Genomic DNA, 14,291 nt, shown 5'->3' on the forward strand with positions numbered 1-14,291 from the left:
TCTTAATTTTAAAAATATTTTTCTCAAAGCCGCAATCAAATGTAGCTGCAGTGTATGGTAATTAAATCGAACAAAAGCTGTGTGCAAAAGAGAAATCTCTCATTAAAACATTGGCGTGAGAACATTCAGGCGATGGACGAAGGCATATATTAATATTATTTTTTAAACGCCTTCAAAATAGGTCGAAATTTGACGATATATAACATAGTAATTTCTTTCATCAACTAAAAAGGAGCAATTCTATGAAATTCAACAAGATTTCTACAAAATTATTATTGGGGATCACAGCTTTAATTTTACTTGCCACGACCACTCTCGGCTTGCTAAGCTATAATTTCGCTAAAAATGAACTAGTCAGTAGCGGAAAACTTGATCTTCAACATTTGGTAAACAACTCGATCTCTACGCTGGAACTATTAAACGAGCAAGTAGAAGCAAGAAATATGACCTTAGAGGAAGCGAAGGAAAAAGCGCGTGAAGTATTAGTCGGACCACCTGTTACAAAGGACGGAACAACTACATATGATTTCTCACTATCTTCGTTTGTTTACAAAAAAGAAGGCTATTTAATGGCCTATGACTCCAATCATATTGCACAACTACATCCAAGTATTCAAATTGGAGAAGACAAAAAAGATGTTAAAAACTCAAATGGACAATTTGTTGTTCAAGATATTGTAAAGGCTGCAAAAGCAACTGATGTCGAAGATAGATTTTATGAGTATGCTTGGCAAAATCCTGGCGAGACAGTAGAGAGAAATAAAATTGTCTATATGTCTTATTTTGAGCCATGGGATTGGAATATTGGAATCGGGGCTTATGAGCATGAGTTTTATGATTCATTAAACACATTGTTATATTTGATATTAGGAATTTCAGTGTTGATCACAATTATTGGCTTACTACTATTTTACTTCCTTAGTAGAAATAAGCTTAAACTTATGGAGAAAATTACCCACTCTTCCCTTCTTATCTCAGAAGGTAAATTAGATGTTCCAACATTACCTGAGTCAGAGGATGAAATTGGCCAATTAGGAAAAGCATTTAATAAAATGACTGAGCAATTAAAATCAATCCTAACAAATATCCAAACAACAAGCATGAAAGTTTCTCAGTCAGCACTAGAGCTTTCGGCCTTAACAGAGGAAACGAATGCAACTAGTGAAGAAATGGGTCGGGCAATGAATGAGATTACAAAGGGCTCAGTTTCACAAGCTACAGATATTGAATCGACAAGTCAAAAAACAGAAGAACTCAGTAGTGCTATTGCTAAAATGAATCAACAGAATAAGTTAATGCTTACACTGACTGGAGATTCTACTAAGGCAATTGAACTTGGGAAGGAAAAGGTAAGCTTCCTTCAAGACTCAAATGAAGCATCTATGAAAGCATCTGACCAAATCAGTGTTGGAATTAATCACTTATATAATAGTATTAAAGATATTTCAAATATCGTAACAACGATTGATTCAATTTCAAAACAAACAAATTTACTTGCACTAAATGCGAGCATTGAAGCAGCCAGAGCTGGTGAATATGGAAAAGGGTTTGCAGTTGTCGCTGACGAAGTTCGAAAGTTGGCTGAAGAAACAAACCATGCAACAAATGAAATTCAACATATGATCAATAGCATTGCGAAAGAGACTGAAACTACTGTAAAAGCAATGGCTAATAATACGGATATCTCATCTAAACTAAACCATTCAGTAAAAGATACAGAAACACAATTTAATCATATTTCTGAATCAATGAATCAAATTATTGGAGCCATAAAACTTCTGAACTCTGAAATTGTGGTTGTTACAGATCATAGTAGTAGTATTTTAGAATCTGTTCAAAATATTTCAGCGGTTGCAGAAGAAACTGCAGCATCCTCTGAAGAAGTGCTCGCTTCTGTTGACGAGCAAATCGGCGTGATTGGTACAATTGCAACTTCTGCTGAGGATCTTAATGCATTAAGTGAAGAATTACAGAAGATTATCGATCAATTTTCGATTGAAACGAAAGAATAGCTTTAAAGAGCTACATCTGTTCAATAAGCTCACCGAAATTTACAAAACGCAAAAAGGCTTGGAACATTTCCACGCCTTTTTGCATAGTAAATTATAAGACCTGCATTCATCGTTTTAAGTTGCTTTAATCTTTAACATCTTCTTACAAATCACACCCTTTATCGCAAAATAGTCTACTTCGCTTGGTAGTGCATCCTTTAGTGGTTTAAGTTTTTCTGCACCGAGCTCGTCTATTTTTTGAGAAATAATATCTTCGTATTGCTCCGGAATAATTCGTTCCCAATCTACCTCATGCCCTTCAGTTATCGCACGAATAATATGATTTTGGATCGTAACCCCAGACATTGCACGATCTTTTGAAATTTCATTAATATCTTTACCTGAACTAAATAATTTAAACGATTGAATAAAGCTTGGGCTCTCATCCACTTCATTTGATTTACTTTCCTGGTGGACGACTATAGTTTTCACATTTTCACCATGCTCCGCTAGATACTTTCTGATAACCTCTAGGAAATCTTGACCATAGCGCTCGAACTTTACTTGTGCCACCCCTTTTACATTAAACATAGCCTTTTCATCAGTTGGGCATAGCTGACTCATTTCTCTTAATGTGCTATCAGAGAAAACGAGATATGGTGGTACTCCATCTCGACTTGCAATACTTTTTCTCGTTTCTCTTAGAATCTCAAATAACGCATTATCAACGACAATTTGCTTTGTTTTCATTTGTTCTTTTTTGTACACTTTTTGTTGTCCCTTTAAGACGGACATCGCTTTTTCATTTAGCATCAGAACTGGGTATTGGCCATTGGATAAAGACGCATACCCTTCGGCAACTAGGAAGTCAATTAGACTTACAATGTCTTTTTCTGAATACTGTTTCATTAATCCATATGTTGAAAGACCATCAAAACGAAGTTCCTTAATTCGCTTATTTTTAGAACCTTTTAAAACTTGCGCAACGAGAGTTTTTCCGAATTGTTGGTTCATTCTCGTAATACAAGAAAGGATTTTCATCGCATCTGTAGTGATATCAACTCTTTCTCTTGTATCCTTACAGTGTAAACAACGCCCACAGCCTGCTCCACTATGCTCTTCACCAAAGTATTCGAGGATATACACCTGTAGACATTTTTCTGTATGACAGTAATCAATCATTTGTTGGAGCTTTTCGTATTCGTTTACCTTTTTAACAGGATCTAATCCTGTTTGCTCTATTAGAAACTTTTGGAGTTGAATGTCTTGTGCTCCATATAAAATATGACATTCACTCGGCTCACCGTCACGCCCAGCTCGTCCTGCTTCTTGGTAATAGGCTTCAATATTTTTTGGCAAATTGTAATGTAAGACATACCTTACGTTTGATTTGTTAATTCCCATTCCAAACGCATTTGTCGCAACCATGATTGAAAGGTCATCATGTAAAAATTGCTCTTGACTTTGGTTTCTCTGGGTTTCTGATAAACCAGCATGATATTTTCCCGCTGCAAAACCGCTTTTTAGTAGAAAAGCATGTAAATCATTGACTTCTCTTCTTGTAGCGGCATAAATTATTCCTGCTTGGCTTTTATTTTCTTTTACATAACGGGTTACAAAATCCCTTTTATTCTCACCTTTAATAACCGAGAAGAGGAGATTCTCTCGCTTAAAGCCTGTCACAAACACACTAGACTCTTGAATAGACAATAAATGACTTATATCTGCTGTTACTTCTTTAGTTGCCGTCGCTGTTAATGCAATCACAACGGGTTTTGTTGGTAATTCTTTACTCATGTATTGGATCGAACGGTAGCTTGGCCTGAAATCATGGCCCCACTGTGAAATACAATGTGCCTCATCAATTGCTAAAATAGATACATTCAATGTAGACAATAAGGAACGAAAGGAAGCAGATTCAAGTCTTTCAGGTGCGATGTAGATTAATTTATAAACACCATGTCTAGCATCATAAATCCTATTTTCAATCTCGCCATTATCTAAACTACTGTTTATAAAAGTTGCTGGAATGCCTGCCTGATGAAGTGCATCTACTTGATCTTTCATTAATGAAATTAACGGTGAAATGACAATCGTAACACCTTCTGCCATTAGTGCTGGGATTTGATAACAAATTGACTTTCCCCCACCGGTAGGCATTATCCCTAAAGTGTCTTGCTTGTTAAGTATATTTAAGATAATCTCCTCTTGGCCTTTTCGAAAAGTAGTATAACCGAAATAAGTGTGTAATAGCTTTTTAGCTTGTTCTAGCATAAATTATCACCTGAATTTTTATATATTTTAACGTAGTAGAACCTATTGTATCACTTAGGAACTTTTATGAAAATGAGGATAAAGGATTTGAAATTTTTTCAAATTGATAAAAAATTACTCGTAGACTGGGAGTTAGGGAGGTTAAAATTTTGTGGAAGAGGATAATTAACTTGCCCCCAAGATTGAGGGCAAGTGTTAAGTTAGTATGATTTTACCACAGGTTCTCTTCTTTGGCTAATTTTATTGTCAAACAAACCACTACCAAGAAGTACACCGGAAATGATAAACACAAAGCCCATAAGCTGAAAATAAGTAATTTTTTCACCTAAAAATAGCACCGAGCCTGTGAGCGCAAAAAATGGCGTTAAATTAATAAATATTGCCGTTTCTCCTGCACCTAAATGATGAATAGCATTGTTGTAAATGATATGACCTAATCCGGTAGCGACTACTGCGGAGACAATGAAAATAATCCATACATAGAAAGGTCCCTCTGGTAAACTATTTAATCCAGATGGTTCCATTAGTAAACTTGTAATGAATAAAAATAGCGATCCAAGTATGAGCATATAACCAGTCATTACTTTAGTATCTAGTGTTTGTGATGCCTTTTTAATTGCAACAAAGCTAATTGCCTGGGCAATGACTGACATGAAAACAAAAAAGTTGCCGATTGTGAATGTAGATTTTAAAAACCACACAGCAAAGATCGATGTCATTAATGGAATTAAACCTAAAATAAGTGAAGCATTTGAAGCTGTCGTCGTAGTTAACCCGAGTGCAAGGAAAATATGATGTCCAAGGACACCTGTGAACGCTCCAATCGCAACATACATCGCTTCAACTTTATTAATCTTTTTCATTTCTTTTTGAAAAATAAGGATTAATAAAACGACGGTACCTGCTAATAGAATGCGGAATGACGTGATGGTTACAGGTGCAAAGTTTTCAACAATTATCTTTACGGCAATTACATTGAATCCCCATACGACCATTACGAATAATAGCAATCCATATAGTATTGGCTTTCTCATTTTGCTCATCCCACTCCCCTAAGATGTCTATTCATTTTACCATTATAAAGGATTTATTTCGAGTTACAAAATAAAACTTTCGTATTTTACTAAAATCTTTAATATAATAGGTTTAGAGTATTGTTAAAAGGAGTGGTATTGTTATTGAATTCATACGTTTTATTACTACTAGTCGCTATGATCTATGCAGGCAATTTGTTAGTTGGTAAAGCTGTAACAGATACAATTCCACCCATCACACTTGCTTTTTTACGGTTGAGCATCGCCTTTTTAGCTATCTTACCGTTTGGTTGGAAGGAATGGAAAGAAAATATAACACTGTGGAAAAATGAATGGAAAGCTATCTTTTCTTTAGCTTTCACTGGAATTGCGGCATTTAATGCACTTGTCTATTATTCATTACATTTTACCTCTCCTGTAAATGCAGGTATTGTTGAATCAGCGACCCCGATTTTTTCAGTTATCATCGGATTTATACTTTTACGTGAAAAGCTTGCTAAGCTCCAACTGATTGGTGTGCTAATTTCAACTGTTGGAGTCCTATGGGTTATTGCGAAAGGGTCAATTTTAGTATTAGTGACACTATCGTTCAATTTTGGGGACATTTTAATGTTGATCGCAGTAATATGCTGGGTCTTTTATTCATTCTTCGTTAAGAAGCATAGTGGTAAATTTCCCCTATATGGTGGATTACTTTCAATTCTTTTTACGGCCATCATAGTTATGATACCTTTTACTGCTTTGGAATGGAATAAAATCATTGAGATTAATTGGAACATAGGCGCAGTGTTCGCCCTGCTATATTTAGGTATATTTCCTTCTGTACTTGCATTGATGTGGTGGAATAAAGCTGTTGAAGATATTGGCCCTTCACAGGCATCTGTCTTTTTAAACCTTGTACCTGTATTCGCCGCGCTTGGTTCTTATGTATTTTTACAAGAAGTGATTACATGGCATCAAGTAGTGGGTGGCATCATCGTATTAGTTGGAGTTATCTTGACCACTAGAGAAAAATCGTCCTTACCAAAACAAACAACTATTTTAACAAAAGAGATATAATTTTTTACGGTGCCAGGCACGTTCCTGGCACCGTAGAGTTTTTAGTGAGGTTATTCGAAATGACAAAGATACGTTGGAAAAAAATTCTAGAGACTTATAGTGTAGCGGCGGGTGCTGGAGTCATATTCCACCTACTCAATCTCCCAATTCCATGGATTTTAGGACCAATGACTGCAATGATTTTGTGGAAAACATTTACCCATCGTGAAATGGTAGCTCCAAGGCCGATTTATAATGGTGGTTTAATGCTACTAGGAATCTTTTTCGGGATGTCTTTTACTGCTGCAACATTTACAACTGTTTTTCCTTACATTATTCCTTTTATTTTAACTACCGTCCTTTTATTAACTGTTAGTGTTTTAAATGCCATACTGGTAACACGTTTTATCAAGATAGACCCAATCACTAGTGTGTTTGGATCGATTCCAGGTGGTTTATCAGAAATGGTAGCCTCATGTGAATCCTTACATGCAAATACAGCTATGGTGACCATTTTTCAAACAGTCCGACTATTGACGGTTGTATTTACTGTTCCATTTTTAGTTGTTCATATGTTTACGGGTAATAATGTTAGTCCATTACTTAATGCGACAGAGAATTTGTCAACTCCAACATTTTTTTCTTATGCATGGTTTTTAATACCAATTGCTGTTGGTTGGCTTTTACGAAATCGCCTACCTGCTGCATATGTTATCGGTCCCTTAGCGGCAACTGCTCTTTTAAAAGTAATCGGGATTGAAATACCGAGTCTCTCACAATCCTTGCTAATCTTCGCGCAAATTTCAGTTGGAATGAGCATGGGGAATAAAATATCGATCCAAGATTTAAAGCTTGGTGGGAAGTATTGTGGTATCTATTTCTTGTTATCTATTATTATTATTGCTACAGCTTTTGGACTAGGATATTTGTTTTATCTTTACACTAATTTATCCCTATCAACTGCCGTTCTAAGCCTAGCACCAGGTGGTCTAGTTGAGATGGTGCTAACAGCAAAATCGGTAGGCGCAGATCCAGCTGTAGTTAGTTCCTTACAATTTATACGGTTGCTGTTTATCATCATATTTGTCCCTAGCATCTTGAAATGGGGATTCACAAAACAGAAGCCTACAAATCTTCAAACAAGTAGAGAACACTCTTTATAAAAGATAAATGTACAATTTCTCCATATGATAAAGCAGACACAAAAATGGCGGTCGACCTTTACCGACCGCCTAAGTTTTTTTAATGTATAGCAACTGGTTATTTCCTTATAGTTAGGCGGGATTTACGCTGAATTCGGCGTGATTTCCACTGAGGTTGGCGGGATTAACTAATAATTCGGCGGAATTTCCAAGTATTTTTGATCCCAATTTCATTCATCCGTATGCCAGCTTTTCACCGTATCAATACCACAACACCCCTCCTTAGCTTTTACACATCATATTTTCGGATAGTAGGATTTATTACAGGGCAATTAATCCTATTCAAAAAAAAGAAACCCTGCTAGAACAAGGCTTCAAATCACCGCACACATTTTTATGGATTTATTAAATCCGCAACAATAATATATCTTTGCGGGGCATCACCTAGAAAGTAAAATGGATAGCATGTAGTTACTGTTAACGTGCCTCTTGGTTTAGGAGTCAATACCGTTTTATCATCTGCCTCAACGATCCTAATTTTCTTTATTTTATAAAGGAACTCTCCTGCATCTGTTGTTACAATTAATTGATCTCGTTGTTTTAAATCCTTGAGTCCCCTAAACACTGTGTCTCTATGTCCAGAGAGAATGGAGTTATTTTCTTCACCCGGTAGGACACTTTTCGCATAGTGTCCTATCCCTTTTTTCAATATTCCCTTACTTGTTCCTTGATAAATAGGGAAAGACTGTTTCAACCGGGGAATAGTTAAGGTCCCAATTTTTTCACCCATTTCTGGAATATCTGAATACAACTCAGTGTTCATCTTTTTAGGAGTTATTTTACTTAAATCCTTCGTTGATGTTAAAGACCGTGCATCCTCCCAACTTGAAGCAGTATAACCAATCCAAAAAGAATAAAAATTCCAACTAAAGAAAACGATTCCGCATCCAATCAGGATGATGGATAATTTTTTCATGATTTATACTAGTTCTCTGTTTCGAGTTTTACTTAGAACGAATACCCCGAAAAACATTGTTAGTAACCCAAGTAACATGTTTAATCCATATGGTGAGGCTGTGTTGGGAAGAGTGTCATGCTTAACAATAGTTAATTCGCCCGCTAAATCCCCAACATCTACTAGTTCATTTGCCGTTTCAAAAATATAATTTGATGAAAGCATATCCTCTGAAAGCTGCATATCTAATAGAAGGTTTCCAGCTTTATCATAAAGTTCAACAACAAGACTCTTACCTCCTAAATCATCTTCCATTGCCATTAAATCTTGAATGGAAACAGGTGTTGCCACTCCATTGGCATCTACTAAATAATAACTTGGATTTAATTGAAGTAAGCCCATTATTTCTGCCCATGCCGCCGCTAGTTCATTCATTTGAGCTTCAGTTAGCTCTGCTTCAGGATCCATTGTTGCAAAAGGCTCTAACTTTGCAGCGACCTCCTCCATTCTCTGTTCGAGTTCAGTTTCATCAAGTGTCATGAAATGGGTGAAAAGTTGATCCACTTCTTCTTCAGTTAGTCCAACAGTTGCTAGGAAGTCTTCAGCTTCCATCATGTAATCCTCATGATTGAGGTAAAAATCAATTGAAGCATCTAATTCCTCATAAATTAAATAATCCCCCACTGATTCTCCAAAGCCTGCTAACAATTCATTTAATTCATCTTCTGACATGCCATAAGTAGTTAGAAGTTCAGCTAAATTTTCCTCAGTTAGTGGTGTACCAAGTTCCGCCATTAGTTCTTCAATTGTTGCGTAGTCTTCTAATGGCATTTCAAAATACTCTAAGTAATCTTGTAAATCCTCATTCGTCCAACCAATTTGTGTAAGGTATTGGTCTAACTCATCTTGTGAAATTGCTGCATAGGTTGGTTGTGAGTAGATAACAAATAGAATAAACGCGAGTAAGACTGCAGTTATAATTTTCTTCATCAAAACCCCTCCTGTAATTAGTGATAATGGTATTATGTGAAATAACAGGAAGAAAATTCATGAGAAAATAATTTTAATCTAACAAAATAGAACATCAAAAAATCTGATGTTCTATCTATGACCGCCATTCTAATCCTTAATAGTTATAGTATGATGCCCCTCCGTAATGCCACTGCAACAGCCTCTGTTCGATGGTTTACACCTAATTTTCTAATCGAGGATGTTAAATAGTCTCGTACAGTGAATTCGCTTATTTTTAAATGTTGGGCTATTTCTTTCAAACCATGTCCATTTGCAAGATATTGAAGGGATTCGATTTCTCGTTTGCTTAGTGACGATAAGTTTGGCGTATCATTGTTTACGGTCTCAATCGCATGCTTTAAATAGTTATATAACCCATTGATAACATGTTCATCTGGTTGATATTCGCCAATATAACGATCAATCAGTACACATCCTACTACTGTCTTTAAATAACTTATTGGAATGATAAACAATGAAGTTAAATCATATTCATGTATATATTTATTCGGCCAGATTCCTAGTTGATTTTCTAGATTTATAAAGTGGGGCTTGTTTTTTGAAACAGCAAGGTATATTGGTGGGAATGATCTGACATCTTCCTTAATCGACTGCATGGAACGCACTTCACCATTATCGACCTGTAGGATCCCTTCACCGATGTAATTTAACGGAGAGTATGTAAAAATGGATGCCCGTTGAAAAGGAAAAAATTGTACACAGCCTCTAATCATCATCTCTACCCTTTTCATAGGATCACGTAAATCAGATAAGCCTTGAACATAACTAGAAATTGTAGTTTCAATCATTCGACATTTTGCACCCCTACATTTTCAGATATATTAATAAAGTCAATTGTATCGTAAAGTTAATATGAAAGCCCTTACATCTAAATTCGACAGAATATTCAAATTAAAATACAGTTGTATTCCTATTATACAATTTGTCCATTTGCAATTCAATTGTTTAGGAGGGGAAAAATGAGTGAAAGAACGATTTTATCCACAAGTAAAAGAGGAATATTAATAGACTCTTTTCCTCTTCGTCTTTTGTGAAAACCCTCACCTCTTTGATCTTGTTGTAGCTAAAATGAAGGAATTAACTTTAGCTGTCAAGATTAATCAAGAAGGTTTTAATAATAACGTAGAAGATCAGAGTACGTTTGGGGGTTCATTCGATGAAAACATGAATTTTACGATGAATCAGCTAGCGGTACGCATGGATATTCTTGCAAGAGCAATAGGAAAAAGACTTGAAGAGATTTATAGGTTATTAGAATCTGATGTCGGTGTTGTCTAAATAGCTAAGTATATAAATGAGGAATTATACATGTCTGTAGATGTTGAAGTAAAAACATTTCCCTTGTTTATAAACGGAAAATGGGAGTCTTCAAGTAGTCGTGAAACCTTTGATGTTATTAACCCCGCTACTGGAGAGTTAGTTGCAAAAGTAGCAAAAGGAACGAAAGAAGATGTAGATAAAGCCGTTCAGGCTGCAAGTGCTGCGTTTGAAAATACTGCTTGGCGTGAAATGAAACCCAAGGACAGAGCAAAAGTATTATATGCTATTTCACATCAAATTATTACACACGCTGAGGAACTTGTCTATTTAGAAGTCATAAGCTCGGGAGGAACACTTCGCCGGATTTCTTCTAATGATATCCTGCAAATGGCAGATTTATTTCAAACACTAGCAAAATTCACGCTTGAATATCCATTTTCGGAAAACTTACCATCCCCTCCGTTTCCTGGACCAGCTCATAATTTTATTTGGAGAGAGCCAATTGGAGTTTGCGCTGCAATAACACCTTGGAATATGCCAATGTTAATCGCGACTTGGAAAATTGCTCCCGCGCTTGCGATGGGAAATACAATTGTCATTAAACCAGCTAGCTTTACACCTCTTACAACACTTAAACTTGCTGAGATCATTTCAGAGGTTGTTCCACCAGGGGTAATTAACGTTGTAACTGGCTCTGGTACTGAGGTTGGCGAACCACTTGCCACACACCCGAAAGTTGAGAAAATAGCTTTTACCGGTTCAACAGAGATTGGCAGAAAAATTATGACCTTAGCCGCTGGCACAGTTAAAAATACCACTTTAGAATTAGGCGGAAAATCACCTAATATTTTATTAGAGGATGCTGACTTAAGTATTGCCTTACCTGGAAGTTTATTTGGTGTATTTTTACACTCTGGTCAACTATGCGAATCTGGTACTCGATTGTTTGTTCCTGATAAATTACATGATCAAGTTGTTGAAGGTCTCGTCAAACTAACGAGTACATTAAAGCTTGGCAATCCTCTGTTAGAAGGTACTGATATTGGTCCTGTTATTTCTAAGCAGCAAAGAGATACTGTTCTATCTTATATTGAAGCTGGAATTGAAGAAGGTGCAACTGTTGTTTGCGGTGGGAAAGAGGTTGCAGTACCTGGCTGTGAAGGCGGATATTTCATTGAGCCGACTATTTTCATAAATGTTAAAAACGATATGAAGATTGCACAAGAAGAAATTTTCGGTCCTGTCCTAACAGTCATTCGTTATTCTGAAATTGAAGAAGTGATTGAAATGGCAAATGATACGATATATGGGCTGGCTGCTGGTGTTTGGACGAAGGATGTAAATAAAGCATATGACGTTGCAAGAAAGCTTCGTGCTGGTGTTGTGTGGATTAATGATTGGCATATGCTACGAAACGATGCTCCGTTTGGAGGCTATAAGCAAAGCGGGATCGGACGAGAGATGGGTAAACATTCACTTGATGCGTATACTCAGCTAAAACATGTTCATACATCGATGGTTCCTGAGCTTCATAAACGAAATTGGTATCAACTGCTTTTTTCAGAGACGGAATAATATGAAAAATGCAGGGTGCCTTGAACTAGACATTAAAACGAGTTCAAATTTATGCATGTGATCAATTCCATCTTAAAAAATAGAATGAGGTGAAGGATATGATAACAACAACTTTTTCATCATTTATGCTTCGGACGGGTATTTATAGTGGTTCAAACAGTCGTGCCATGATTCCTGATTTATTCAAAGGTCTTGGAGCAAAACGGGTTGTGTTATTTAGTGACCGAGGACTAGAAAAAGCAGGCATTGTTGAAAAGATTGCACAAATGTTTGAGCTTACTTCACATGGTACTGGTCCTGAGCTTGTAGGGATCTATCTTGATATTGCCCAGGATGCTGAGAGTGAGTGTGTAAATGCAGCAACCAAGTATGCAAGAGAGGTTGGTGCTGATGGGCTATTAGCAGTTGGTGGAGGAAGTGTTTTAGATGCCGTTAAAGGTGTAAAATATTCTCTCTTTAAAGGCTTAACCGACATAAAAGAAGCGATTCCTGGTGGATTCCTTTTTGAATCATTCCCACAAGCGAATTATATGGCGATTCCACATATTTCAGTCCCAACAACTGCTGGTACTGGTTCTGAAGTATCGCCTATTGCCGTTATATATAATGAAGAAGCCAAAATGAAAACAAATATTATCAATCCATTTATAAGTTCAGATATGGCCGTACTAGACCCTGATTTAACAGTTGGGCTTCCTCCATATATTACAGCATTTACTGGTTTTGATGCCTTAACACATGCGATTGAGGCACTAGCATCACCAAATGCAACCGCACTTACAGATGCCCATGCACTACATGCAATAAGATTAATAGAGAAAAACCTACCTCTTGCAGTAGCAGATGGAGAAAATCTAGGTGCAAGAATGGAGCTTTTGCAAGCTAGTCTAATGGGAATTTCCGCATTTAGCTTTTCCTTAAATGCTATTCCTGTTCATAACTTTGCACATGCGTACGGTGCGTTATTCCGTATTCCACATGGACTCGCGAATGCGGTATTCCTGCCGGTAGTGATGGAAAGTATACCTGATCTATATCTACCTAAAATTAAAGAGCTTGCAGATGCTGTACGTGTAGACGTAGCTAGTGATGACCCAAGTGCCATTTTAGCTGCAACTGTAGAAAAAATTCGACTGCTTCAATATAAAGTGGGGCTTCCTAGTGATTTTGGTGAATTCAATATCTCAGAAGAACACTTGGAACATACTATTCTAGCAGTTAGCATGGACCCTGCAGCCATTTCGTTCCCAATGCCAAAGGAACTAATTCGTGCCGTTGGCCAAAGGGTTGTTCCAGTTGTTGTCGAAAAGTAATCGAGTAGAGTGAACGAATCAGAAGATTGATTCGTTCGACCCTCTCACACCACCGTACGTACGGACCCGTATACGGCGGTTCAATAATTTGAGTGTACAAACTGGTATTTTGCGGATATATCCATATATCCGAGTTGTACCAGTTTTCTATCTGTTAAAGACCTATGAAGGATATAACTGGCAGAAATCCTCCAGTAACCCTTTCGGGTATTTGACCATTCATAGGCTTTTTGCTTTTCGATACCTAGTTGAATGAGATTCCTACGTTTGGTTCGTGGGTTTTTCCACTGTTTCCAAATGTATTGTCTGATTCGTCGTTTCAACCAACCATTCAAATCATTCATAAAGCTTTTCATTTCACCAATGCCGTAGTAGTTTATCCACCCTGTCATTAGCTGCTTGATTTGTTTGAAGAGGACTTCAATGCTCTTCCCTCTGCTCCGCTTTGTTATTTTCTTCAACTTTTGCTTCACGGTAGACTTAGCCTTATGATGTGGTCGGATTTTGACACCGTTTCTAGTTGCCAGTAGGCAAAAACCCAGGAACTTTCGTTTCAGTGGACTTCCTACCGCACTTTTCTCACGATTCACGGTTAATTTCAGTTCACCCTCTAGGAAATTGATTGAGTTCTCCATCACTCGATAACCTGCCCGTCTACTTTTGACGTAAATATTGCA

12 protein-coding genes are annotated in these 14,291 nt (G+C 36.9%); 6 read left to right on the forward strand and 6 right to left on the reverse strand.

Features of this window, described 5'->3' with window-relative positions; translation table 11 throughout:
- Window positions 1-242: 242 nt before the first annotated feature.
- Complete coding sequence (locus tag PY093_RS01880) at window positions 243-2,012, forward strand: methyl-accepting chemotaxis protein (protein ID WP_275644159.1); 1,770 nt, start codon at window positions 243-245, stop codon at window positions 2,010-2,012.
- A 114-nt stretch (window positions 2,013-2,126) separates the two neighbouring features.
- Here the strand turns inward: PY093_RS01880 and recQ are convergent, their stop codons facing one another.
- Window positions 2,127-4,265 carry a DNA helicase RecQ gene (gene recQ, locus PY093_RS01885; RefSeq protein ID WP_275644160.1) on the reverse strand — a complete coding sequence of 713 codons (2,139 nt, stop codon included), beginning with the start codon at window positions 4,263-4,265 and terminating at the stop codon, window positions 2,127-2,129.
- A 200-nt stretch (window positions 4,266-4,465) separates the two neighbouring features.
- Window positions 4,466-5,299, reverse strand: coding sequence for a DMT family transporter (locus tag PY093_RS01890; RefSeq protein WP_275644161.1), 834 nt, complete (start codon window positions 5,297-5,299; stop codon window positions 4,466-4,468).
- 144 nt (window positions 5,300-5,443) lie between these two features.
- Here PY093_RS01890 and PY093_RS01895 point away from each other — a divergent pair, with 144 nt between their 5' ends.
- Window positions 5,444-6,358 carry a DMT family transporter gene (locus PY093_RS01895; RefSeq protein ID WP_275644162.1) on the forward strand — a complete coding sequence of 305 codons (915 nt, stop codon included), beginning with the start codon at window positions 5,444-5,446 and terminating at the stop codon, window positions 6,356-6,358.
- Between the two features lie 59 nt (window positions 6,359-6,417).
- Window positions 6,418-7,500: an AbrB family transcriptional regulator gene (locus PY093_RS01900; RefSeq protein WP_275644163.1), complete on the forward strand. Its 1,083-nt coding sequence runs from the start codon at window positions 6,418-6,420 to the stop codon at window positions 7,498-7,500.
- Window positions 7,501-7,873: 373 nt separating this feature from the next.
- On the opposite strand, the gene PY093_RS01905 is transcribed toward PY093_RS01900, so the two are convergent.
- From PY093_RS01905 to PY093_RS01915, 3 genes are all read right to left on the reverse strand, one after another.
- Window positions 7,874-8,455: a class D sortase gene (locus PY093_RS01905; protein ID WP_275644164.1), complete on the reverse strand. Its 582-nt coding sequence runs from the start codon at window positions 8,453-8,455 to the stop codon at window positions 7,874-7,876.
- A gap of 3 nt (window positions 8,456-8,458) precedes the next feature.
- A complete protein-coding gene (locus PY093_RS01910; protein ID WP_275644165.1) occupies window positions 8,459-9,424 on the reverse strand; it encodes a processed acidic surface protein in 966 nt (321 codons plus the stop codon).
- Window positions 9,425-9,567: 143 nt separating this feature from the next.
- Complete coding sequence (locus tag PY093_RS01915; RefSeq protein ID WP_275644166.1) at window positions 9,568-10,254, reverse strand: helix-turn-helix domain-containing protein; 687 nt, start codon at window positions 10,252-10,254, stop codon at window positions 9,568-9,570.
- A gap of 280 nt (window positions 10,255-10,534) precedes the next feature.
- Between PY093_RS01915 and PY093_RS01920 the strand changes: the two genes are divergently transcribed.
- The 3 genes from PY093_RS01920 to PY093_RS01930 all read left to right on the forward strand — a co-directional run bounded on the left by PY093_RS01920 (window position 10,535) and on the right by PY093_RS01930 (window position 13,614).
- Window positions 10,535-10,744: a hypothetical protein gene (locus tag PY093_RS01920; RefSeq protein ID WP_275644167.1), complete on the forward strand. Its 210-nt coding sequence runs from the start codon at window positions 10,535-10,537 to the stop codon at window positions 10,742-10,744.
- Window positions 10,745-10,774: 30 nt separating this feature from the next.
- On the forward strand, window positions 10,775-12,301 hold the full coding sequence (locus PY093_RS01925; RefSeq protein ID WP_275644168.1) for an aldehyde dehydrogenase family protein: 1,527 nt from the start codon (window positions 10,775-10,777) through the stop codon (window positions 12,299-12,301).
- Between the two features lie 98 nt (window positions 12,302-12,399).
- Window positions 12,400-13,614 carry an iron-containing alcohol dehydrogenase gene (locus tag PY093_RS01930; protein WP_275644169.1) on the forward strand — a complete coding sequence of 405 codons (1,215 nt, stop codon included), beginning with the start codon at window positions 12,400-12,402 and terminating at the stop codon, window positions 13,612-13,614.
- 80 nt (window positions 13,615-13,694) lie between these two features.
- Here PY093_RS01930 and PY093_RS01935 read toward each other — a convergent pair.
- On the reverse strand, window positions 13,695-14,291 hold a 597-nt coding region (locus tag PY093_RS01935; RefSeq protein ID WP_275644170.1), incomplete at its 5' end, for a group II intron maturase-specific domain-containing protein.

It is taken from the genome of Cytobacillus sp. S13-E01, from assembly GCF_029193815.1.
In the GTDB taxonomy this organism is placed as follows: domain Bacteria; phylum Bacillota; class Bacilli; order Bacillales; family Bacillaceae_L; genus Bacillus_BV.